This window comes from Variovorax sp., from assembly GCF_035634955.1.
In the GTDB taxonomy this organism is placed as follows: Bacteria; Pseudomonadota; Gammaproteobacteria; order Burkholderiales; family Burkholderiaceae_C; genus Variovorax.
In genome coordinates, this window is sequence record NZ_DASQBZ010000022.1 from 64593 (window position 1) to 87263 (window position 22671).

The 22671-nt window shown below is 68.9% G+C and carries 23 protein-coding genes; 12 read left to right on the forward strand and 11 right to left on the reverse strand.

All coding sequences use genetic code 11. The features are described from left to right. Window positions 1–3 precede the first annotated feature (3 nt). On the forward strand, window positions 4–1458 hold the full coding sequence (hydA, locus tag VES41_RS12460) for a dihydropyrimidinase (RefSeq protein ID WP_324817206.1): 1455 nt from the start codon (window positions 4–6) through the stop codon (window positions 1456–1458). A 68-nt stretch (window positions 1459–1526) separates the two neighbouring features. After that, entirely contained in the window at window positions 1527–2213 is a 687-nt protein-coding gene (locus tag VES41_RS12465) for a GntR family transcriptional regulator (RefSeq protein ID WP_324817208.1), read from the forward strand. 47 nt (window positions 2214–2260) lie between these two features. On the opposite strand, the gene VES41_RS12470 is transcribed toward VES41_RS12465, so the two are convergent. The 5 genes from VES41_RS12470 to VES41_RS12490 are packed head-to-tail and all read right to left on the reverse strand — an operon-like array spanning window position 2261 to window position 7769. Continuing rightward, window positions 2261–3463 carry a CaiB/BaiF CoA-transferase family protein gene (locus tag VES41_RS12470; RefSeq protein WP_324817210.1) on the reverse strand — a complete coding sequence of 401 codons (1203 nt, stop codon included), beginning with the start codon at window positions 3461–3463 and terminating at the stop codon, window positions 2261–2263. An 11-nt stretch (window positions 3464–3474) separates the two neighbouring features. Further along, window positions 3475–4617, reverse strand: coding sequence for an acyl-CoA dehydrogenase family protein (locus VES41_RS12475; protein WP_324817213.1), 1143 nt, complete (start codon window positions 4615–4617; stop codon window positions 3475–3477). Window positions 4618–4653: 36 nt separating this feature from the next. Beyond that, on the reverse strand, window positions 4654–5817 hold the full coding sequence (locus tag VES41_RS12480) for a CoA transferase (protein WP_324817215.1): 1164 nt from the start codon (window positions 5815–5817) through the stop codon (window positions 4654–4656). 18 nt (window positions 5818–5835) lie between these two features. Continuing rightward, complete coding sequence (locus tag VES41_RS12485) at window positions 5836–6687, reverse strand: enoyl-CoA hydratase-related protein (protein ID WP_324817218.1); 852 nt, start codon at window positions 6685–6687, stop codon at window positions 5836–5838. Window positions 6688–6737: 50 nt separating this feature from the next. Then, the gene (locus tag VES41_RS12490; protein WP_324817220.1) at window positions 6738–7769 is read right to left on the reverse strand and encodes a tripartite tricarboxylate transporter substrate binding protein; all 1032 of its coding nucleotides are present in this window, start codon (window positions 7767–7769) and stop codon (window positions 6738–6740) included. A gap of 129 nt (window positions 7770–7898) precedes the next feature. Between VES41_RS12490 and VES41_RS12495 the strand changes: the two genes are divergently transcribed. Beyond that, window positions 7899–8810: a LysR family transcriptional regulator gene (locus VES41_RS12495; protein ID WP_324817222.1), complete on the forward strand. Its 912-nt coding sequence runs from the start codon at window positions 7899–7901 to the stop codon at window positions 8808–8810. 59 nt (window positions 8811–8869) lie between these two features. Here the strand turns inward: VES41_RS12495 and VES41_RS12500 are convergent, their stop codons facing one another. Next, window positions 8870–9145, reverse strand: coding sequence for a hypothetical protein (locus VES41_RS12500; RefSeq protein ID WP_324817224.1), 276 nt, complete (start codon window positions 9143–9145; stop codon window positions 8870–8872). A gap of 176 nt (window positions 9146–9321) precedes the next feature. Between VES41_RS12500 and argS the strand changes: the two genes are divergently transcribed. The 6 genes from argS (at window position 9322) to VES41_RS12530 (ending at window position 15687) form a co-directional block, all read left to right on the forward strand. Beyond that, entirely contained in the window at window positions 9322–11004 is a 1683-nt protein-coding gene (gene argS / locus VES41_RS12505; protein ID WP_324817226.1) for an arginine--tRNA ligase, read from the forward strand. Between the two features lie 17 nt (window positions 11005–11021). Next, window positions 11022–11786, forward strand: a complete 765-nt coding sequence (locus VES41_RS12510) for an SPOR domain-containing protein (protein WP_324817229.1) — start codon at window positions 11022–11024, stop codon at window positions 11784–11786. Window positions 11787–11844: 58 nt separating this feature from the next. Further along, complete coding sequence (locus VES41_RS12515; protein ID WP_324817232.1) at window positions 11845–12495, forward strand: thiol:disulfide interchange protein DsbA/DsbL; 651 nt, start codon at window positions 11845–11847, stop codon at window positions 12493–12495. A gap of 111 nt (window positions 12496–12606) precedes the next feature. Beyond that, window positions 12607–13296: a lipopolysaccharide transport periplasmic protein LptA gene (gene lptA / locus VES41_RS12520; protein ID WP_324817234.1), complete on the forward strand. Its 690-nt coding sequence runs from the start codon at window positions 12607–12609 to the stop codon at window positions 13294–13296. Then, the gene (gene lptB, locus VES41_RS12525; protein ID WP_324817436.1) at window positions 13296–14090 is read left to right on the forward strand and encodes an LPS export ABC transporter ATP-binding protein; all 795 of its coding nucleotides are present in this window, start codon (window positions 13296–13298) and stop codon (window positions 14088–14090) included. Before lptA ends, lptB begins: the two co-directional genes overlap by 1 nt. Before the next feature lie 13 nt (window positions 14091–14103). Then, on the forward strand, window positions 14104–15687 hold the full coding sequence (locus tag VES41_RS12530) for an RNA polymerase factor sigma-54 (RefSeq protein WP_324817237.1): 1584 nt from the start codon (window positions 14104–14106) through the stop codon (window positions 15685–15687). 43 nt (window positions 15688–15730) lie between these two features. On the opposite strand, the gene VES41_RS12535 is transcribed toward VES41_RS12530, so the two are convergent. Next, window positions 15731–17545 carry a hybrid sensor histidine kinase/response regulator gene (locus tag VES41_RS12535; RefSeq protein WP_324817239.1) on the reverse strand — a complete coding sequence of 605 codons (1815 nt, stop codon included), beginning with the start codon at window positions 17543–17545 and terminating at the stop codon, window positions 15731–15733. 38 nt (window positions 17546–17583) lie between these two features. Between VES41_RS12535 and VES41_RS12540 the strand changes: the two genes are divergently transcribed. Together VES41_RS12540 and VES41_RS12545 are read left to right on the forward strand one after the other, a co-directional pair. After that, the gene (locus tag VES41_RS12540; RefSeq protein ID WP_324817241.1) at window positions 17584–18903 is read left to right on the forward strand and encodes a THUMP domain-containing class I SAM-dependent RNA methyltransferase; all 1320 of its coding nucleotides are present in this window, start codon (window positions 17584–17586) and stop codon (window positions 18901–18903) included. Between the two features lie 24 nt (window positions 18904–18927). Then, window positions 18928–19356 carry a putative toxin-antitoxin system toxin component, PIN family gene (locus VES41_RS12545; protein WP_324817244.1) on the forward strand — a complete coding sequence of 143 codons (429 nt, stop codon included), beginning with the start codon at window positions 18928–18930 and terminating at the stop codon, window positions 19354–19356. A 22-nt stretch (window positions 19357–19378) separates the two neighbouring features. On the opposite strand, the gene VES41_RS12550 is transcribed toward VES41_RS12545, so the two are convergent. Next, on the reverse strand, window positions 19379–19792 hold the full coding sequence (locus VES41_RS12550; RefSeq protein WP_324817246.1) for an FHA domain-containing protein: 414 nt from the start codon (window positions 19790–19792) through the stop codon (window positions 19379–19381). A gap of 154 nt (window positions 19793–19946) precedes the next feature. After that, window positions 19947–20879, reverse strand: a complete 933-nt coding sequence (locus tag VES41_RS12555) for a hypothetical protein (protein WP_324817249.1) — start codon at window positions 20877–20879, stop codon at window positions 19947–19949. A 112-nt stretch (window positions 20880–20991) separates the two neighbouring features. On the opposite strand from VES41_RS12555, the gene VES41_RS12560 reads away from it, so the two are divergent. Beyond that, the gene (locus tag VES41_RS12560) at window positions 20992–21792 is read left to right on the forward strand and encodes a UPF0149 family protein (protein WP_324817250.1); all 801 of its coding nucleotides are present in this window, start codon (window positions 20992–20994) and stop codon (window positions 21790–21792) included. 16 nt (window positions 21793–21808) lie between these two features. Here the strand turns inward: VES41_RS12560 and VES41_RS12565 are convergent, their stop codons facing one another. After that, entirely contained in the window at window positions 21809–22141 is a 333-nt protein-coding gene (locus VES41_RS12565) for a GNAT family N-acetyltransferase (protein WP_324817252.1), read from the reverse strand. After that, a complete protein-coding gene (locus VES41_RS12570; protein ID WP_324817255.1) occupies window positions 22138–22659 on the reverse strand; it encodes a CinA family protein in 522 nt (173 codons plus the stop codon). The genes VES41_RS12565 and VES41_RS12570 overlap by 4 nt, the downstream gene beginning before the upstream one ends. Window positions 22660–22671 lie beyond the last annotated feature (12 nt).

Here is a 22671-nt window from a genome sequence, read left to right on the forward strand (position 1 = left end):
TCCATGAGCAGCTACGACCTGATCATCCGCAATGCCGACATCGCGACCGTCGGTGACCGCTACCGCGCCGACATCGGCGTGCGCGAGGGGCGCATCTGCGCCATTGCCCAGGGCCTCGAAGGCAGCGCAACGCGCGAACTCGATGCGGGTGGAAGACTGGTCACGCCCGGCGGCGTCGACGGGCACTGTCATTTCGACCAGCCCACCAGCGACGGATCGCGATTCGCCGACGACTTCTTCACCGGCACGCGCTCGGCGGCCTGCGGCGGCACGACCACGGTGTTGCCCTTCGCCGCGCAGCAGCGGGGCCACAGCCTGCAGGAAGCGGTCGACGACTACCATCGCCGCGCCGAGGGCAAGGCGGTGATCGACTACGCGTTCCACCTGATCGTGTCCGACGCCACGCGCGACGTCACGCAGCGCGAGCTGCCCGCGCTGATCGAGAAGGGCTACACCTCCTTCAAGATCTACATGACCTACGACGACATGAAGCTGGACGACCGGCAGGTCATCGAGGTCCTGGCTGCGGCGCGCAAGCATGGCGCCATGACCATGATCCATGCCGAGAACAGCGACTGCATCGCTTGGCTCACCGAGCAGCTGCTCGACGCCGGCCTGACCGCACCGCGCTACCACGCGAGCTCGCGCCCGATGGCAGTGGAACGCGAGGCGACGCACCGCGCCATCGCGCTGGCCGAGCTGGTCGACACGCCGATTCTGATCGTGCACGTGTCGGGTCGAGAAGCGGTGGAGCAGATTCACTGGGCGCGCGGCAGGGGCCTGCCCATCCATGCCGAGACCTGTCCGCAGTATCTGTTCCTGAGCGCCGAGGACCTTGGGCTGGACCACGAGGACCCGATGCACGGTGCGCGTTGCATCTGCAGCCCGCCGCCGCGCGACAAGGCGAACCAGCCGTTCATCTGGAACGGCCTCGCCGGCGGCCTGTTCACCATCTTCTCGTCCGACCACGCGCCCTTCAACATGAACGGGCCGGACGGCAAGCGAGTCGCCGGGGACAACGCCTCGTTCGATCGCATTCCCAATGGCATTCCCGGCGTCGAGACGCGCCTGCCGCTCCTCATGAGCGAAGGCGTGATGGCCGGGCGAATCGACGTGCATCGCTTCGTCGAACTCACCGCGACCAGTCCGGCGCGCCTCTACGGCCTGTATCCGCGCAAGGGGACGATCGCGGTGGGCAGCGATGCCGACCTGGTCATCTGGGATTTCTACCCCGTAGGCGAAGAGAAGACGATCACCAATGACGAGTTGCACCACGCCGCCGACTACACGCCTTACGAGGGCATGAAGCTGCGCGCCTGGCCCGGCGTCACCGTGTCGCGCGGCCGGATCGTGTGGCAGGATGGCGAGTTCCGTGCCGAACCCGGCTCGGGTGCATTCCTCCCCTGCCTGCGGCCGCGGGCGCCCAATGCGGGAAATCCGCTGCAGAAGTGGTTGTGATGACTGCCAGTCCCGGGCCGCGGGCCTGCTAAGCTTTTGCCGCCCCCGTGCCAATCGCCTACTCCCGCATGCCAAGCCTTCCAAGCCCGGCCCAGCCCGCCACCATCACCATCGCGCCCCTGGACGTGCGATCGACGAGCCTCGCCGAACAGGCTTACGAGCGGCTGCGCACGCTTATCCTCGACCGCCAGATCTCAGGCGGCAGCCCGCTGCAGGAGGCGCGCCTGGCGGAGGAACTGCGCATCTCCCGCACGCCGATGCGCGAAGCGCTGGTACGCCTGGCTGGCGAGGGCCTGCTGGTGCGGCGCGACGCACGTTCCTATGCCGTGCGGGCCCTGGGCACCAAGGAATACTTCGACTGCATGCGTGCCCGCGAGGTGATCGAGTGCGAATGCATCGCCCTGGCGGCGACGAAGATCACCGACGCGCAGATCGACGAGCTGGAAGCGCAAGGCAAGGCGCTGCACAGCGGCGATCACAGCGAGATCGAGCATTTCCATTTCGACGACCTCTTCCACCTCGTCATTGCAAACGCCAGCGGCAACGTGGTGTTTCCGCGGCTTGTGGAGGAATTGCGCGTCAACGCCCGCCTTTTCCGGCTGCACAGCCCGCTGCATCGCCAGCAGGAAAACCACGACGAGCACGGTGAGATCGTCGCGGCCCTGCGCTCCCGCGATGCCGGGCGCGCCCGCGAGGCAATGCGCGCTCACCTGCGCAGCCTGCAGGAAGACGTGCGGCGCGCGCTCACTGAATAGGCGCGGCGCACGCTTTCAGCAAGTCCCGCGCCGGCCGTGACGATCAGCTAGGCGCCGCTGGGCTTCTTGCGGGCAATACGCTCCACGTGGTCTGCTGGCAGACCTGCGGCGGCCAGGACTTCTTGTGTGTGTTCGCCTTGGCGAGGAGGCGGGCACAAGCGCCGCGGAGGATCGGCCAGGTCAGCGCTGACACCCTTGAGAACGCGAACCGGAGGCGCCCCGTCCCTTTGCCAATGGTGGCTGATGGCGGGCTGGGACGCTGTGCCCGCTCGACCAACGGCTTCTCGAACGCTGAGAACTGGCGTCAAGCAGCAGTCGTGCTCGCGGCCAAACGCTTCCCATTCCGCGGCAGTGCGGGTCTTGAAGAGACGGTCGAGCCGTTCGCGCACCTGATGACGGGACGCGTCCATCGGGTTGCCTCCTGCGTCGACCAGGTCGATCGCGCCTGCATGTTCGCAGAAGGCGCGCCAGAACTTCGGCTCCAATGCGCCAAGGGCTACCTCGCGGCCGTCGGCGGTCGAGTACACGCCGTAGAAGGGATGCGCGCCGGTCAGGTGACTTTCACCGAAGGGCGGGGGCGTCTCGTCGTTCAGCGCAGCCACGGTCTCCATGGGCATCAAGCCCATGGCGCCGTGCGTGATGGAGATGTCGATGAATCGTCCACCGCGACCCGCCCGCTGGTCCAGCACCGCAGCCATGATCGCGATGACTGCCGAGTAGGACCCGCCCACCAGGTCGCCGAGCAGCGCCGGAGGATGGGCGAACGGAACGGCTCCGGTCGGGCGCTGAGCCAGCAGGCCGGACAACGATTGGAAATTCAGGTCGTGGCCGGCCAGGGTCGAAGCCTGGCCGAAGCCCGAGATCGAGCAGTAGACGAGGCCAGGGTGACGCGCACGCAGTTCTTCGTGCCCCAGGCCGAGTCGCGCCATGACCCCGGGACGGAAGCTTTCGACCAGCACATCGGCCGTATCGACAAGTCGCATGAAAGCATCGACGTGCTCGGGGTCCTTCAGGTCCAGCGCAATGCTGCGCTTGCCGGCATTGGCAGCGGTGAAGGCCGCGCCGGCACCGCTGCTCTTGAGCGGGGGTGAATGGCGGGCATAGTCGCCCGCGCCCGCGTCTTCGACCTTCACGACGTCGGCACCATAGCCCGCCAGGATGTAGGTCGCGTAGGGGCCAGGCAGCAGGCGGGTCAGGTCCAGCACGCGCACGCCTTCAAGGGCGCGCGAGGGGCTCTGTGCAAGCGTCATCGGTGGTTGGCTCACAGGCTGCGGGAGATGATCTCCCGCATGATCTCGGATGTGCCGCCGTAGATGCGTTGCACCCGGCTGTCCACGAAAGCGCGGGCGATCGGATATTCGCGCATGAAGCCGTAGCCCCCATGCAATTGCAGTAGTTCGTCCACCACCTGCCCCTGTGCCTCGGTCGCGTGGAGCTTGGCCATGGCGGCCATCGTCGCGTCCAGTTCGCCGGCGAAGTGCAGACCGATGCAGTGGTCGACGAAGACTCGGCATGCCACCACCTTGGTCTTGGCGTCCGCGAGCTTGAAGCGGGTGTTCTGGTGGTTGAAGACCGGCTGGCCGAAAGCCACGCGGTTCTTGGTGTACTCGATGGTCTGCTCGAGCATGGCCTCCATCACGGCCGGGCTGCGCACAGCCACCATCAGCCGTTCCTGCGCCAGTTGGTGCATCAGGTAGCCGAATCCCTTGCCTTCCTCGCCAAGCAGGTTGGTCGCAGGTACCCGCACGTTGTCGAAGAAGAGTTCCGCCGTGTCCTGCGCCTTCAGTCCGATCTTGTCGAGCGCCTCGCCCTTGCTGAAGCCCGGCATGCCGGCTTCCACCACGATCAGGCTGATGCCGCGCGTGCCGGCCTGCGGGTCGGTCTTGCAGGCCACGATCACCAGGTCGCAGTTGAGGCCGTTGGTAATGAACGTCTTGGCGCCGTTGATCACGTAGGTGTCGCCTTCGCGCCGGGCGTGGGTTCGAAGGGTCTTCAGGTCGCTGCCGATGCCCGGCTCGGTCATGGCGATGGCGCCGATCTTCTCGCCGCGCGCCATGGGTGGGAGCCAGCGCGCAAGTTGCTGCTCGTTGCCGTACGCAAGCAGATACTGGGCGACGATGTCCGAATGCAGCGGAAATCCCACGCCGGTTGCCAGCACCCGCATCAACTCCTCGATCACGACGATGGCGTGGCCGAAGTCGCCGCCGCCGCCGCCGTACTGTTCCGGAATGGCGGGCAGCAATATGCCTTCGCGGCCGGCCTTGAGCCATGTCTCGCGGGGCACGCGTCCTTCCTTTTCCCACTGGCCGTGATGCGGCGCGATCTCGCGGGAAACGAAGCGACGCACCTGGTCTCGAAACTGTTCGTGGTCTTCTCTAAGAACTGTGCGCATGGTGAGGGTCATGGGAATTGGGTGTTGGGGCTCGGAAGCCGAAACCTTCTAGCGGTGGCGGATGGCGCCTTCGGCAAGCAAGAGATCGATCGTCGCGGCGTCCACGTGCCATGTGCGCAGGACGTCCACGGAATGCTCGCCGACGGCGGGCGACGGGCCTGCCGACATCGCGTCGGCCACGCCCGGCACCTTGGCGACCGGGAAGGCCGGCATGTCGCCGCTGGCCGGCACCCAGGCGAAATTGCCCATCAGCCGGACCTGTTCGCTTTCGAGCATCTGCGCGTAGGTGTTGACCTGCGCGTGCAGCACGCCCGCTTGCGCCAGCAGCGCGAGGGCCTCGTCCGTCGACCGGGCGCGCAGCTCGCTTCGAAGGATGGGCAGCAGTTCGCCCGCCCGCGCGATGCGGTCGGCGCCGGTGGTGTAGCGCCCGCAGGCGACAAGGTCGTCCCGGCCGAGCGCGTTGCATAGCGCAGCGAAGTGATCGTCTCGGCGCACCGAGAGGCTGGTGTCGCCGTCGGCGGTCTGGAATACGCCCAGCGGGACGTAGGTCGCGCTTTCGCCGCCCTCGAAGTGCACTTCGGCAATCTTGCCGGCCTGCAGCGCGGCGGCGGCGCGCATCAGGCTGCAGTCGATCGGGCCGCCGACGTCCATGGAGCGGAACCGGGCCATCAGGCGCGCCGAAATGGCCTGAAATGCGTACAGCCCGGTGATGACGTCAATGATGAAGTAGTCCAGGCGCTGCGGCCTTCCGTGCATATCGCGGTTGGCGTGCATGAACCCGCTGAAGCCCTGGAGCACCGCGTCGGTGGCAGGAGCGTTGGCCAACGGCCCTTCGCTGCCGAAGCCGGTGACGGACAGATAGACGACCCCCGGATTGGTCGCATGCACCGCCTCGTAGTCGAGGCCGAACTTGCGCATGACGCCCGGGCGGTAGGACTCGATCACCACGTCGGCATGCCGGGCCATGTCGCGCACCGCCTGGGCCGCCTGGGGATGCTTGAGGTCGATCGCGAGCGACCGCTTGCCCTGGTTGTAGACGTGCGAGTACGCAGTGGTGTCGCCATGGCGGCGCCCCAACTGGCGCGACCAGTCGCCGTCAGGCGGCTCGACCTTGATCACCTCGGCGCCGTACTGCGCGCACAGCATGCCCGCATGCGGGCCGGCCACGCCGGCCGAGAAGTCCAGCACGCGCAGGCCTTGGAGTGGAAACATCTTCTGCTACCGGCTTGATCAGGCGCGCGGGCCCGTGTTGAGGATGGCCGAGAAGCTGTCGCCGGCAAACGGCGCGTCGCGCTCGCGCAGGGCAGTCTTCAGGCCTTCGCTGCGGGCCCGCTTCCAGAAATGGATCACCGGCTCGGAGAAGTGCGACATGGCGTCGAGCTCGACGCTGGCGCGCATCAACACATCGAGCCCTTGCTCCTCCAGGGCGCGGTTGGCGGCGAGCTTGGTCACTGCCAGCATGCTGGCCGGCATCAGTGCAATGCGCCGCGCCAACGCCATGGTGACGCGGTCGATCTCGTCCACCGACACGGCGCTGGCCACCAGGCCCCATTGCGCCGCGTCCACGCCGGAGATCAGGTCGCCGGTGAACATCATCAGCTTGGTGCGCATCGGCCCGACGACCATCGGCCACAGCGTCGCCAGCATGCTGATGCCCAGTGCCCTGACATTGGGCATGCCGATCCGCGCGCTGTCGGCCGCTACCGCGATATCCGAGCTGAGCAGCAGATCCGTGCCGCCGGCGACGCAATAGCCCTCGATCTGGGAAATGACGGGCATGGGGTGGCTGCGCACGCGCTTCATGAAGTCGGCGAACTCTGCAAGCCGGTCGCAGTCGGCAAAGATGTCGTCCCGGGCGACGTAGTCGCTGCGTCCCGCGGGGTTGACGTTGTAGCCCGAAGAGAAAGCCTGGCGGCTGCCCTTGAGGATGACCACCTTGGCGCCCTGGGCCACTCCTTGGCCGAGGGCATCGAGGATGGCGCGCTGCAGGTCCAGCGACAGGGCGTTGCGCGTCTCGTCGGAGCGCATCTGAATGGTCTGGACACCGTCTTCGATGACGGATCGGACAAGTGGCATGGACATTGAAATCGGTGCTTGCTCTGGTTGATCGGATGGGTCTGGGTGCGGCGGCGCTACTCGGCCTTGATGCCGACCTTCTTGACGATGGCGTTGATGCGGTCCGATTCGGCCTGGAGAGCCGACATGAGTGCCTCGGGCGTCATGTCGAGCGTCTCGGCCCCGATGGCCTGAACCTGCTTCTCGAATTCCTTGGATTTCACGACGGCAGCCGAAGCCTCGGACAGCTTCTTGACGACCGCAGCCGGCGTCCCTTTGGGCGCGAAGATGCCCATCATGGCTGGAATGTTGATGTCTCCGAAGCCCAGTTCCGAGGTCGTTGGCACGTCCGGAAGCCCGGGGGCACGGTGGTCTTGCAGGACCGCGATCGGCTTGACCTTGCCGGTCTTGAGCCTCGCAATGGAGCCTACGATGGTTTCGAATCCGACGTCCACTTGACCGGCAGCAACTGCCAGGCCTGCTTCTGAGCCGCCCTTGTACGGGATATGGTTGAACTGAGTCCCGGTCCTGGACTCCAGCATGGCCATCGAGATGTGCGGAATGGTGCCCACGCCGTAGGAGGCGTAGCTGATGGCGCCCGGCGACGCCTTGGCCAGCGCGACGACTTCGCCGAGCGTGTTGGCCGGCAGGTCCTTGCGCGCAAGCATCACCGAGGACGTGGTGAAGAGCGTCACGATCGGCACGAAGGAGCCGCGCAGGGTGTAGTCGAGCGAGGATTGGATATTCGGCGCGATGGTCAGGGCGCTGTTGCTGCCCAGCAGCAGGGTGTAGCCGTCTGCCGGCGCGCGGGCGACAAACGCAGTGCCCAGCACCGAGCCCGCGCCGGGCTTCGGATCGACGATCACCGGCCCGCCGAGTTGCTCGCTCAGCAATCGGGCATAGATTCTGGCAACGATATCAAGCGACGTCCCGGCCGCGAACGGTACGACGACTTGCACGGGCTTGGACGGAAAAGTGCCCTGCGCGGACGCGGTAGCGCCATGCAGTGCGAGGGTTGCTGCGCTGGTGGCAAGCAAGAGCGTGCGAATCGAAGCACGGGCGCCCGACAGGGCGTTTGTAAGGAAAGCTAGCCGCCGGATCTCAGTCATTCGTGTCTCCTGAACATAGTCAAGCAATCCTAGGGGCGGGGGTGGCGTGCATACAATTCATCTGTGGAATTTACTGATTCCTTCCAGGACTCAGGCTGCGATTGCAGAACGTCGCTTATGGGCTCTTGAATGAACGTGCATGACTTCGAAATCTTCCTGACGGCGACGCGAGTTCAGAATCTGCACCGCACGGCGGATGAGCGCGGCGTGACGCAGTCAGCCGTGTCCAAGGCGATCGCGCGGCTCGAGAGGCGCTACGAAGTGCGGCTATTCGATCGCGGGGCACATGGCGTCACTCTCACGCCGGACGGACTGGCAATGCGCGAATGCGCAGAACGCTTGCGTGCCACGTTGGGGGATATCGACCGCGAGATGCAGGCGCGCAAGTATGGCGTGCGCGGCACCATCCGATTGGGTTCGGTGCCCGGAATGATGGAGCCGGTGATCGTCCCTGTCGTGACGGAAACGCTCGCACGCAGAGGCGCGATTCGCTATTCAATCAACGCGCGATTCAGCCCTGAGCTCTACAGAGAGGTTGAAGCGGGCCAACTCGACTTGGCATTGGTCGTCCACGTTGACCCGATGCCCGCTGCGCTGGGCTACCAGCTCATTACGTCCATCGAGAAGACTTCCTACCAGGTGGTTGCGCGAAAAGGCCATCCGGCCGCCGCTGCCGGGGCGGGCCTCGAGTCGCTGGCGGGGCAGCAGTGGATCTTGCCGCCGTCCCAGGTGCCGCATCGGCAATGGCTCGACCGAATGCTCGCCGATCTGGGGCTGCCTCCCGCGGACGTTTACCTCGAGACCGACGCGCATCCGTTCAGTACCGCGCGGCTCGTCCGCCGCAGCGACCTGCTGACGGTGCTCCCCTCGGGCATGCTCAGGTTCCCGGCGCTCAAGGATCTCGCGGTCCTGGACCTGGGCGTGGTCCACCCGAAAACGCGACTGGCGATCATCTGGCGCAAAGACGCTTACCAGTCGCCACTGGTCCACATTGTCCGGGCTTCCCTGCTACGCCAGCTGGAAGCGTTCCACAGCTTGTAGGCAGGGTCTGGACTGCCCAGGTCGTGACTGATTCTTCGCTTGGGTCAGAAGTCGCTGCCTCAACCCTTCATCGCGTCCTCTTCGCACTTCTTCATGAAGCTGCTCTTCGCCGCGCCGGCCAGGGCCTTGCCGTTCTTGTCCACGGCCTTGGTGCTGCACGTGTTCTTGGCCGCGTCCATCGCGTCCTTCTCGCACTTCTTGACGAAGCTGGTCTTGGCCGCGCCGGCCAGCGGCTTGCCGTTCTTGTCGACGGCCTTGGCGTCGCAGCTTTGCGCCTGCGCGGCGCCCGCGAGCAGGCAGGTACCCAGGACAACGAACGAAAGGAGCTTTTTCATGGTGAGTTTCGCCTTTTCAGAAGTTGGGTGACATCGTTCCCCGCCGTGGGGCTGCCCATCCTAACGGCCGGGGCCGCCTGGCGGATGACGCGCGCCGGCCCGGGCGCCGTGCCCGCGCCGTCGGCCGGCCGGCCATTCGCCGGCGCCCGGCATTGGCGGACCGGTAAAATCCGGCGATGCTATTGGTCAAACAGGAGCTGCTCGCCGCGCTGGCGGACACGCTCGAATCCCTCTCGCCGGGCGCCGGCGCCAAGGCGGCCTTCGAGTCGCCCAAGATGGCCGCGCACGGCGACTACGCCAGCACGGCGGCCATGCAGCTCGCCAAGCCGCTGGCACGCAAGCCGCGCGAACTCGCCGAACAGATCAGCACCCGCCTGATGGCCACGCCGGCCTACGGCCAATGGGTCGAGGCGATCGAAATCGCCGGCCCGGGTTTTCTCAACATCCGCCTCAAGCCCGCCGCCAAGCAGGCGGTGGTGCGCGAGGTACTGCAGGCGAGCGAGGCCTTCGGCCGCCAGCCCGCCCCGGCGGGCGGCGGCGAGCGCGTGCTGGTCGAATTCGTCTCGGCCAACCCGACCGGCCCGCTGCACGTGGGTCATGGCCGCCAGGCGGCGCTGGGCGACGCCATCTGCAACCTGCTCGAGACGCAGGGCCAGCAGGTCTGGCGCGAGTTCTATTACAACGACGCCGGCGTCCAGATCCAGACGCTGGCCAATAGCGTGCAGTTGCGCGCCAAGGGGCTCAAGCCCGGTGACGCCGGCTGGCCCGAGGCGGCCTACAACGGCGACTACATCGGCGAGATCGCGGCCGATTTCCTGGCCCGCAAGACCGTCAGGTCGGACGACCGCGAATACACCGCCAGCGGCGACATCGACGACCTGGACGGCATCCGCCAGTTCGCCGTGGCCTACCTGCGCCACGAGCAGGACCTGGACCTGCAGGCCTTCCGCGTGCGCTTCGACCACTATTACCTGGAGTCGAGCCTCTACACCAGCGGCCGCGTCGAGGCCACGGTCAAGAAGCTGGTCGAGGCCGGCAAGACCTACGAGCAGGACGGCGCGCTGTGGCTGCGCTCGACCGACTACGGCGACGACAAGGACCGCGTCATGCGCAAGTCCGACGGCGGCTACACGTACTTCGTGCCCGACGTCGCCTATCACGTCGCCAAGTGGGAGCGCGGCTTCCACAAGGTGGTGAACATCCAGGGCACGGACCACCACGGCACCATCGCCCGCGTGCGCGCCGGCCTGCAGGCCTGCGGCGAATCCATTCCGGCCGACTACCCCGACTACGTGCTGCACACCATGGTGCGCGTGATGCGCGGCGGGCAGGAGGTCAAGATCAGCAAGCGAGCCGGCAGCTACGTCACGCTGCGCGACCTGATCGAGTGGACCAGCACCGACGCCATCCGCTTCTTCCTGCTGTCGCGCAAGCCGGACACCGAATACACCTTCGACATCGACCTGGCGCTGGCGCAGAACAACGACAACCCGGTGTACTACGTGCAGTACGCGCACGCGCGCATCTGCTCGGTGCTGTCGGCCTGGGGTGGCGACGCCGCCGGCCTGGCCGATGCCGACCTGTCGCTGCTCGACAGCGCGCCGGCGCAGGCGCTCATGCTGATGCTGGCCAAGTACCCGGACATGCTGACCGGCGCGGCCGCCGATTTCGCGCCGCACGACGTCACTTTCTACCTGCGCGAACTGGCCGCCAGCTACCACAGCTACTACGACAGCGAGCGCATCCTGGTGGACGACGAGGCGCTCAAGCGCGCCCGCCTGGCACTGGTCGCGGCCACCGCGCAGGTGCTGCACAATGGCCTGGCGATTCTCGGTGTGAGCGCGCCGCGCTCGATGTGAGGCAGCAAGAGTTCTTCATGGCAACGAAAAGAAAAAAGCAGTCGGGCAACACCTTCATCGGCCTGGTCATCGGGCTGGTGCTGGGGCTGGGCATTGCGCTCGGCATCGCGGTGTACGTCACCAAGGTCCCGATCCCCTTCATGGCCAAGACCCAGCGCCTGGGCCCGGGCGTCGATGAAACCGAGGCCCAGCGCAACCGCGACTGGGACCCCAACGCCCCCCTGGCCGGCAAGGCCGGACAGCGCCCGCCCGCTTCCACGGTGACCACCACCAACGTGCCCGGCAGCGCCGCTCCCGCACCCGCACCCGCCGCGGGCGGCACCACCAGCGCGCCCGCCGTGGCCGGGGTTGCCGGCCCGGTGACGCCGGTCGTGCCCGCGCCGGCCGCGCCCACCCGCCCGCCGCGCACGGTGTCCGGCGTCAACCCCGATTCGTCCGACCCCATCGGCGACCTGGCCCGCTCCCGCATGGGCGGCGGCGCGCCGGCTGCTTCCGGCCAGGCGGTCGCCAGCGCCGCGCCTGCGGCCGCCAGCGGCGGGCCCGACCCCTTCGTCTACTTCGTGCAGGCCGGTGCCTTCAGCTCCAACGGCGACGCCGAGGCCCAGCGCGCCAAGCTCTCGCTCATGGGCGTGCAGTCCAAGGTCACCGAACGCGAGCAGTCCGGCCGGACCGTCTATCGCGTACGCGCCGGCCCGTTCAACGAGAAGAACGAGGCCGATCGCCTCAAGGAGCGGCTGGACAGCTCCGGCATGCAGTCCGCCCTCGTGCGCGTGCAGCGCTGACCACCCCTCGGAACTTAAAGACCTGCGCCGGCTCAGTCAGTCGGACAAGGAGAACCCAATGAACCGTCGTGATTTTTCGCTGGCCGCCACCGCGGCCGGACTGGCCCCGTGGCTCGCCGCACCGGCCGCGCATGCGCAGCAGGCCGCCTTCAAGGCAGGCGCCGACTACCTCGTGCTGTCCCGGCCGGCGCCGGTGGACGCCCCGGCCGGCAAGGTCGAGGTGGTCGAGTTCTTCTCGTACAACTGCCCGCACTGCGCCGAGTTCGAGCCCATGCTCGAGGCCTGGATCCCCAAGCTGCCGCCGCAGGCGGCGTTCCGCCGCGTTCCGGTGCCGTTCGTCGGCAACGACGTCGCGACCAAGCAGCGCCTGTACTACACCCTCGAGGCCATGGGCAAGGTGGACGCGTACCAGGCCAAGATCTTCCAGATCATCCACAAGGACCGCCAACCGCTCAACGGCGACGCCGCCGTGCTCGAGTGGGCGGCCAAGCAGCCCGACCTGGGCACCAAGTTCGCCGAGGTCTTCAAGTCCTTCACCGTGGCCAGCAAGGTCAAGCGCGCCACCCAGCTGACCGATGACTACAAGGTCAGCGGCGTGCCGGCCATGGGCGTCGCAGGGCGCTGGTACGTCGACGGCGAGACCGCGCGCAGCATGCCGCGCGTGCTCCAGGTGGTCGAATTCCTGGTCGGCGAGGCCCCCAAGGCCTGAGTGAGGGCGCCGCGCCGGCGCCCCACCGCGATCGAGCCCGCCGTGCGCGGGCTTTTTTCATTGGGCGGGCCGAATTGCCCCCTACAATGGCCAGAGCAAGTTTCATGCCCTATGACATTGCGTAACGAACCTAACACCCAATCCCGTCCTTCCGCGCTGGCACCCCGGCGCCTGGTCCGGCGCGCCGCTGGCGCGCTGGCCGCCGCGCTGCTCGCCGGCGCCTGCGGCATGGTGTGGGCCGAGAAGGCCGACCGCGAGAAGCCGATGAACATCGAGGCCGACTCGATGCGCTACGACGACCTCAAGCAGACGAGCGTCTTCACCGGCAACGTCGTGGCCACCAAGGGCACCATCACCGTCCGGGGTGCGCGCATCGAGGTGCAGCAGGATCCCGAGGGTTACCAGCACGGCGTCGTCACCGCGGCGCCCGGCAAGCGGGCCTATTTCAAGCAAAAGCGCGACGGGCCGCCCGGCAGCGACGAATGGGTCGAGGGCGAATCGGAGCTGATCGAGTACGACGGCCGGGCCGAAACGGTCAAGTTCATCCGCCGCGCCACCATGCGCCGGCTGGTCGGCACGCGCGTCAACGATGAAACCAACGGCGCCATGATCGTCTACGACCAGGTCCACGACACCTACACCGTCAACAGCGCGCCCGATCAGCCGGGCAGCCAGCCGGCGCCGGGCGGGCGGGTGCGCGCGATGATCTCGCCGCGTTCGGGCGAGGGGGCGGCCCAGCCGCCGGCGCAGCCGGCCGGCAAGGGGCTGCGCCCGAGCACTTCGCTGGGGGGCAGCCGGTGATCGATCGCGCGGACACGCTGGAGGCCGACGGCCGCAACGGCGGCAGCCGCCTGCAGGCACGCGGGCTGCAAAAGAGCTACGGCAGCCGGATGGTGGTCAAGGACGTCTCGCTGGACGTGCAGAAGGGCGAGGTGGTCGGGCTGCTCGGCCCGAACGGCGCCGGCAAGACGACGTCGTTCTACATGATCGTCGGGCTGGTGCGGGCCGACGACGGGCAGATCAGCATCGACGGCGAGCCCATCGAGCACATGCCGATCCATCGGCGCGCGCGCATGGGGCTGAGCTACCTCCCGCAGGAGGCCTCGATCTTCCGCAAGCTCAACGTGGCCGACAACGTGCGCGCCGTGCTCGAGCTGCAGATGGAGCCGGACGCCAAGGGCCGCATGCAGCCGCTCGACCGCCACAGCATCGAGGAACGGCTGGGCGAACTGCTGGCCGACCTGCGGGTCGACCACCTGCGCGATTCGCCCGCGCTGGCGCTGTCGGGCGGCGAACGGCGCCGGGTCGAGATCGCGCGCGCGCTGGCCACCCAGCCTCGCTTCATCCTGCTGGACGAGCCTTTCGCCGGCATCGATCCCATCGCCGTGATCGAGATCCAGCGGATCATCGGCTTCCTCAAGGACCGCGGCATCGGCGTACTCATCACCGACCACAACGTGCGCGAGACGCTGGGCATCTGCGACCACGCTTACATCATCAGTGACGGCAACGTGCTGGCGCAGGGCACGCCTTCGGAAATCGTCGACAACGCTGAAGTGCGCAGGGTGTACCTCGGCGAACACTTCCGCATGTGAACCGGGCGGGTCGATGAAGCAAGGTTTGTCGCTGCGGGTTTCGCAGCATCTCGCGCTGACGCCACAACTGCAGCAGTCGATCCGGCTGCTGCAGCTGTCGACGCTCGAGCTGAGCCAGGAAGTCGAGCAGATGCTCGACGAGAACCCGTTCCTCGAGCGCAACGGCGACGAGGCGGTGCGCGAGGAATTCGGGCTCGACAACGTGGACACGCTTTCGGCGCGCGACGTGCGCGACGAGGAGCTTGCCGCGCAGGCACCGGGCCTCAACGGGGACTCGGCGAGCAGTGCGCCGGCCGATTCCGAGGTGGCGCTGGCCGAAGCGCCGGCCGACAGCGCCGAGAGCGAGCCCGACTGGGAGGGCGACGGCAGCATCGACCTGTCACCCGACGACAGCGAATGGGGCGGTGACGCCCCGGCGCGGCAGAGCAACGCCGACGGCGACGAGCGTGCCGACGCCACCGAGCTGGCGCGCAGCCACGAATCGCTGCAGGACTTCCTGCACCGGCAGGCGCTGGCGCTGCGCCTCGACGCGGTCGACCGCGCGGCGCTGCGCTTCCTGATCGAGTCGCTCAACGACGACGGCTACCTCGAGGACTCGCTGCCGGCGCTCGCCTCGGGCCTGGCCGGCGACGACAACGACCAGTTCGACGACCTGGTGCACCGCTTCCAGATGGCGCTGGGCCTGCTGCAGAGCCTGGAGCCGGTCGGCGTGGGCGCGCGCGACCTCGGCGAATGCCTGGCGATCCAGCTGCGCGCACTGTCGCAGGTGCGGGACGGCATCGACCCCGAGGTGCTCGCGGTGGCCCTGGCCGTCTGCAAGCAGCCCATGACGCTGCTGGCGCGGCGCGACTTCAAGCGCCTGGCCACTCTCGCGCGGACCAGCGAGGACAAGGTGCGCGCCGCCATGCAGGTGATCGCGAAGCTCGAGCCCAAGCCCGGCCGCCGCTTCGCCAACGTCGAGCGCAACGTGGTGATTCCCGACGTGATCGTCACCCGCGTCGGCAACGGCACCCAGGCGCGCCTGCGGGTGCAGCTCAATCCCGACGTGATGCCGCGCCTGCGCGTGCACGACGTCTACGCCGGCGCCCTCAAGGCGCACAAGGGCGAGGGCAGCCAGGCCCTGAGCCAGCGGCTGCAGGAGGCGCGCTGGTTCATCAAGAACATCCAGCAGCGTTTCGACACCATCCTGCGCGTGTCCAACGCCATCGTCGAGCGCCAGAAGAACTTCTTCATGCATGGCGACCTGGCCATGCGGCCGCTGGTGCTCCGCGAGATCGCCGACGAGCTGGGCCTGCACGAATCCACCATCTCGCGCGTGACCACGGCAAAGTACATGTCCACGCCGTTCGGCACCGTGGAACTGAAGTACTTCTTCGGCTCGGCGCTGGGTACCGAGACCGGCGGCAATGCGTCCAGCACCGCGGTGCGGGCGCTGATCAAGCAGTTCGTGGGGTCCGAGGACGTGCGCAAGCCGCTGTCGGACAGCCAGTTGTCGGACATGCTCAAGGAGCAGGGCATCGAATGCGCCCGCCGCACCGTGGCCAAGTACCGCGAGGCGCTGCGCATCGCGCCGGCGAACCTGCGCAAGGCGCTCTGACGGGCAAGGCGGCGGCGTCGCCGCGCGCCGGCCCGCGGCAGTTTCAGTCCGCCGGGCGCTGAACCGCCCGCAGCAGCGCATGCAGCGCCGCCGGCTGCACCGGCTTGCGCAGCGCCTGCCAGCCGCGCTCGCGCGCCAGTGCCCGCGTGGCGTCGTCGATGTCGGCCGACACCAGCGCGATCGGAAGGCCGGGCCACCGAATCTGCAACTGCTGCGCCAGGGCCACGCCGTCCAGCGCACCCGGCAGGCGGATGTCGCACAGCACCAGGTCGGCAGCCGCCAGCAGCAGGCTGCCGCCGTCGAGCAGTTCGTCGGCGCTGCCGAACAGGTGCGTCCTGACCTGCCAGTGGTGCAGTAGTGCCGCGAGGCTTTCGGCGACCACCGCGTTGTCCTCCACCACCAGCACCGTCAACCCCGGCCGCAGCGGCGCCGCCCCGGCGTCGCCTTCCGCCGTCGGGTGCAGGTCATCCACCAGGGCGGGTGCGGCAGGCACGGTCGACACGCTTTCGGTGTATGCCGGCACGTCGAAGCTGAACACCGCACCGCGCCCCGGCGACGAGCGCAGGTCGACACGCGTGCCGAGCCGCTGCGCCTGCCGGCGCACGATCGCCAGCCCCAGGCCGTGGCCATGGCTCAGGTTGCGCGCGGCATTGCCGACCTGCTCGAAGTCGCGGAACACCCGCTCGTGCTCGTCGGGCGGAATGCCGATGCCGTTGTCGCGCACCTCGATGCGCCACAGCGCCCCGCGGCGCCGGCAGGCCAGCATGACGCGGCCGTTGCGCGGCGTGAACTTCAACGCGTTGTCCACCAGGTTGGCCACGATGCGGCGCAGCGCCATCGGATCGGTCCAGGCGAGCGCGCCCTCGGGGCAGCGCACCCGCACGCGCCGGTCGTCGCCGGTGCGGGCGTATTCGTCGAGAAGCGGCGCCAGCGGCACCGGCCCGGGCGCCAGCGGGTCGGCTCCGGCCTCGATGCGGCCGATCTCCAGCAGTTGCTGGGTCAGTCCCTCCATCACCGACTGCGCCCGTCCCAGCGCGTCCAGGGTGGCCTGCAGCACGGCCGGTGGCGCGCCGTCGCGCAACTGGTGCCCGAGCACCTCCGCCTGCAGGCCGATGGCCATCACCGGCTGGCGCAGGTCGTGGTTGGCGGCCGAGAAGAACCGCAGCCGCTCGACCTGCGCCAGCTCGGCCGCGTGCAGGCCGGCCAGCGCCTGCGCTCGCAGCACACTTTCGTTGTGGCGCTGGCCGATCGAGTCTTCCAGCTTGCGCGCCCGGTCGGCCACCTGGCCCCACATCATGACGATCAGGCCGGTGCCCAGCAGCGCCAGGCCGTCCAGCGGCGGCGCGCCGAAGACCAGGCTCATCAGGATGAGCGGCCCGAGCAGCAGCGCGATCGCCAGCTGCATGGCACGCGCGACGTACGAGAGGGAAAAAGCCGCCGACAGCGTCATGCCCATCATCACCAGCGCCAGCAGCAGCTGCGTCGTCAGGCTGGTCGGGTCGAAAAGAAGCACGCCGGCGAGGCCATGCACCCCAGCGTGTACCGACACGCGCAGCGTGTGCAGGCGCACCTGCGCCGGCGTCGACTGCGCGTCGAGCGTGTCCGGCAGATGCTGGGGGCGGAAGAGCCGCCACGTGGTGCTGCAGACGACCAGCGCCAGCCACAGCAGCGCCATGCCGGGCGAGTACTGCCAGGCGAAGAGGGCAGCGACGGCGCAGTCCAGCAGGAACTGGACCGCCAGCACCGGGCCGCCGGGCTGGTTGCTCAGGCGCAGCAATTCGGCCTGAATGGCTGCGCGCCTCGCCTGCGAAGCAGGCGCCTCGGTTTCGAACGGCTCGGACGGACGGGGCGCGCTCATCGCCGATTCACTATAGCGCCAGGGGCGACAATGCAGGCATGCACAACATGCAATTGTTCCTGCCTTGCGCAGCCGGCGTCGAAGACCTGCTCGCGCAGGAGGTCCACCGCCTGACCGGGCTGGCCGGCGAATCGCTCCTGGTGGCGCGGGCCGGCGTGTCCGTGCGCGCCGACTGGACCCAGGCGATGAAGCTCAACCTGCACCTGCGCCTGGCGCAACGCGTACTGGTGCTGCTCTCGCACACCCCGTACCGCGGCGAGGACGACCTGTACCGGGCGGCGGCCGATGTCCCGTGGGAAACCTGGTTCACGCCGCGCCAGAGCTTCAAGATCGAGACCACGTCGCAGGCGAGCCCGCTCAAGAGCCTGAACTTCGCCACCCTGCGCATCAAGGACGCGATCGCCGACCGCTTCCGCGACCGCGCCGGCGGCGTGCGGCCCGACATCGAGACGCAGCGCCCGGACGTGCGCGTGTTCGCGCACCTCGACGCCGAGCACCTGAGCCTGTACATCGACACCAGCGGCGAGCCGCTGTTCAAGCGCGGCTGGCGCGTCGACAAGGGCGACGCGCCGCTCAAGGAAACGCTGGCCGCGGCCATGCTGGCCGCCAGCGGGTGGTGGAACCCGGAGACCGGCGCCGTGTCGGACCAGCCCCTGTACGACCCGTGCTGCGGCAGCGGCACCATCGTCATCGAGGCCGCGCAGATCGCCGCCGGCATGGCGGCCGGCGCGCAGCGGCGCTTCGGCTTCGAGAAGCTGCTGGCATTCCGCGCGGCCGACTGGGCCGCCTTGCGCGAGCAGGCCGCGGCCATGGTCAGACCGGCCAGCGCCGCGCCGTCGGTGTTCGGCTCCGACGTGTCGCACCGCATGGTCGACTTCGCCGAGCGCAATGCCGAACGCGCCGGGGTGGCCGACCGCGTCTCGCTGCGCGGCGGAGACGCCCTGCAGCGCATGCCGCCGGCCGAGGGCGGCGTCATCCTGCTGAACCCGCCGTATGGCGAGCGCATCGAGGTCGGCGGCGTCGCCGGTGCCGGCGCCGCCGGACCGGGCCGCCGCGGCCCGCGCGCCGGCCGCGAGACGGCGCAGGTCGAGCCCGGGACCGACCCGCTGGGCGCCGACGGCGCCGACTTCTTCGCGCGGCTGGCAGCGCACTGGAAAAAGAGCTTCGCCGGCTGGACCGCCTGGGTGCTGACGCCCGACATGAAGCTGCCCTCGCGCATGCGCCTGAAGGAGTCGCGCCGGGTGCCCATGTGGAACGGGCCGATCGAATGCCGGCTGTTCAAGTTCCAGTTGCAGGCCGGCTCGTTCCGGGGGCAGGCCGGCACCGCGCCGACACCCGCCGCACCCGCCGCCGATTGACGCGCCGGCAAGCCCGCGCATTCCATGCCGCCTTCCGTCGTCGTCCTGGACACCAACGTTGCGCTGGACCTGCTGGTCTTCGACGATCCCGGCTGCATCGGACTGCGGGCCGCGCTGGAGGACGGCGACGTGCGCTGGATCGCCACCGCGGCCATGCGCGACGAACTCGTCCGCGTGCTGGGCTATCCGCTCATCGCGGGCCGGCTCTCGCGCATCGGGCGCAGCGCCGCGCAGGTGCTTGCGGCATTCGACCATCAGGTCCACGCGGTGGAGCCGCCCCCGGCCCCTGCCGCGCTCGTGCCGCCGTGCGAGGACCCGGACGACCAGCACTTCATCGACCTGGCGCTGGCGCATCGCGCCACGCTGCTGAGCAAGGACCGCGCGGTGCTGCAGCTGGCGCGCCGCCTGGCCGAATGCGGCGTGCCGGTGGCGACGGGGTGGCCGGCCGGCTAGCCAACAGTCGGCACCACCGACGTCAGTACCACCACTTCTCCTTGGGTGCCTCCGCTTCGGCCGGCATCGTCATCTGGTCCCAGTCCTGCAGCCCCTGCTCGAGCGGGGCGGTCAGCAGGCGCAGGGCTTCCTCGGTGCTGAGCACTTCCTCCAGCGCGGCGTAGCGCAGCTCGGCGCTGCCGATCTGGATGCAGTCGCCATGCGCCAGCAGGTGGCGGTCGATCAGCTCCCCGTTGACCAGCGTGCCGTTGAGGCTGTGCAGGTCGAGCAGGAACAGGCGCGGGCCTTCGAACTCGATGACCGCGTGCGAGCGGCTGGCGCGGCGCGAATCGATCGGCAGGTCGTTCTGCGCGCCGCGCCCGAGGGTCACGCACGGCGGCTTCAGGGCGATCTGCCGGATGGTTCCGGCCGCATCCATCATGATCAACTTCGGCATGGCTTCGACGCTCCCGGCCGGCGGCTCAAACGTAGAAGAAAGCAGTCATCGCCGGATCTTCCTTGCGGCACCGATGCCCTGCAATCCACCAAATGGGGGACGGCGGCGCCGAAAGGCGTAGGACTGTGCGAAAAGGCCGCCGCGGGCCGGGCGGTCAGTAGCTCGTCGCCAGCTGCTGCGCGCCGTCCGGCCCGTACCAGCGGGCCAGCAGCCGGGCCGCCGAACGCACCCGCTGGGTGTCGCGGCCCCAGCGCCGGCTCCTGGGCAGGCGCCGCAGCCAGCGCATGCGTTGCGCGGCCATGGCGATGCGCTCGCGCACCGCGTCGCTCGCGCCCTGAGCCAGCACGCCATGCCAATGGGTGCCGGCCGCATGCGGCGCCGCGGCATGCACCAGGGCCGCGGTCGAATGCAGGTAGCTCAGCCAGTCGCGGGCCTGGCATTCGGCCAGGCTCAGCGTCTCGCGCGGATCGTCCTCGAAATCGATGTAGCCGATCACGCCGTCCGGGCACAGGACCAGGTTGCGCGCGAATGCCTGGCTCAGGTAGGCGCCGCCCGCATGCACCCGGGCGATGGCTTCCAGGCCGTCGCGCCAGGCCGCCAGCAGCGGCGCCGGGCCGGCCGCGGCCGCCTGCTCCAGGCACTCCTGCAGCATTTGCGCGCCCATGCCGCTTTCGCCCAGGTCCGAGATGAGCAGGCCTTCGGCCTGCTGCGCCAGCACCCTCGGCACGCGCAGGCCGGCGTCAGCCAGCTGGCGCAGGCGCCGTGCCTCGATTGCGATGGCGGCCTCGCCGCCGGGGTTGGGCACCGGGCGCAGGAGATCGAGGCGGAAGATGCCGGCAACCAGTCCGAGCAGCCGGTAGCGCGCCATGCCGTGGCGCGGGCCGGCCTTCTTGAGCCACACGCGCTCGCCGCCCAGTCGGTGCGGTGCAATCAGCTTGTCCTGCTGCGGCAGCATGGCCTGCAGGAAGCCGGCGTAGGCCGCCAACTGCGGCTCGCCGGCAGGCGCCAAGGGCGCCGGGGAGGAGGTGCCGCCGCGCTGCGCCGCAACCCCGTGCGGCGCAGCACGGGAGCGTAAGGAAACCTTCATGAACTGCGCTGGACGGCTGGCCTGGACTGGCGCGCCAAAAAAATGGAAAGTCGACTGGCTGGATGCATAAGGGCCTCGCCCTGGGGCATCATAGATTGTCTACGAGTCTTAAATGCAACAAAACATTCCTACAGACGGTGTCCCGGAAACACGCGTCGACACACCGAAACCCCTGCAACCCGAGGACTTCGACTTCCTGGACGGCGAACTCGACGCCATGCGCGAGCACGAGGAGAACGTTCCGGAATGGGAGTTCTGCGAAGGTTTCCTGGCGGCGCTGGCCTGCACCCGGCGCCCGATCGAGCCGGCCGAGTACTGGCCGCACGTGCTGGGCAAGGGCTTTGCGCCGATGCAGCACATGGAGTTCACCTGGCGCTGGAACCGGCGCCGGGCCGAGATCGAGGCCGCGCTGGACGCCCCCGTCCAGGCGCTGGACGACGAGCGCGCCTACCAGCCCGAGATGCTCGACATCCGCGGTGCGCTGGCCGCGCTGCCGCCTGGCGAGGCAATCGACGAGGAAGCAGAGGGCGGCGCCATTCCGTCCTATGGCCAGCTCTGGGCGCTGGGTTTTCTTTATGCGGTGCAGACCTGGGAAGCCGAATGGGCGCCGCCGCGCGACAAGGAAGCCGCCGGCCTGCTGGCCGAGGCGCTGGCGGACATCGAGGCCCTGACCGAGGACGACCGCGCCGCGCCCGAGTTTTCCATGTTCACCGAGGACGGCCCGCCCACGGTGAGCCGCCAGCGGCTGGAACAGGTCGACCTGGCGGTCTGGGCGGTCTACGACCTGCGCCGCTTCTGGCGCAGCATGGGTCCGCGGACCGAGACCGTGCGCAAGGAAGCCGAGCCCGGTCGCAACGATCCGTGCCCGTGCGGCAGCGGCAAGAAATACAAGAAGTGCCACGGCGCGGCGTGAGCGCCGCGCACGCCGCTCAGAGCTGGAACGCCCGCCGGCTCGCCGGCGACACGAGGTCCAGGTACTCGGGATGCTTGCGGATGTAGCCCGCGATGAACTGGCACACCGGGATCACCGACATGCCCCGTGCCCGGGCCTCGCCCAATACGTGGCGCGCCAGCCCGGAGCCGACGCCCTGCCCCTCGAAGGCGGGCAGCACCTCGGTATGGGTGAACATCAGCGCATCCGGATGCACGTTGTATTCGGCGTAGCCGGCGAGCTGGCCGTCGCGGTGCGCTTCGAAGCGGTGAAGTGCCTCGTTGTCGGAGAACGCGAGGGGAGAGGACGACGAAGGGGTGCTGCTGCTCATGACGCGGGGGCCTCGATCAGTTGGATGAGTGTCTGCAACGCGAAATGCACGGTCGCGGCGCGCACCGCCGCACGGTCGCCGTCGAAGCGGCGGCGCTCGCTGCGCACGCGCCCGTTGACGGACCAGCCGAACCAGACCGTGCCGACCGGCTTGTCCGCACTGCCGCCGCCCGGCCCGGCCACGCCGGTCACGGCCACTGCCACCTGGGCCCGCGACCGCGCGAGCGCGCCCGCGGCCATGGCGCGCGCCACCGGCTCGCTCACCGCGCCGTGCTCGGCGATCAGGGCCGCGTCCACGTCCAGCAGCTCGGTCTTGGCGGCGTTCGAATAGGTAACGAAGCCGCGCTCGAACCACTCGCTCGAGCCGGCCCGGTCGGTGCAGGCGCCGGCAATCAGGCCGCCGGTGCAGCTTTCCGCGGTGGCCATCATCCAGCCTCGGGCGCCAAGGCGCTCGGCCAGGCGTTCCACCAGCACGGGCGTCGGCAGGGATTCGAGCGGTTCGGACGCGGCAGGGCTCATGTCGTGATGCCG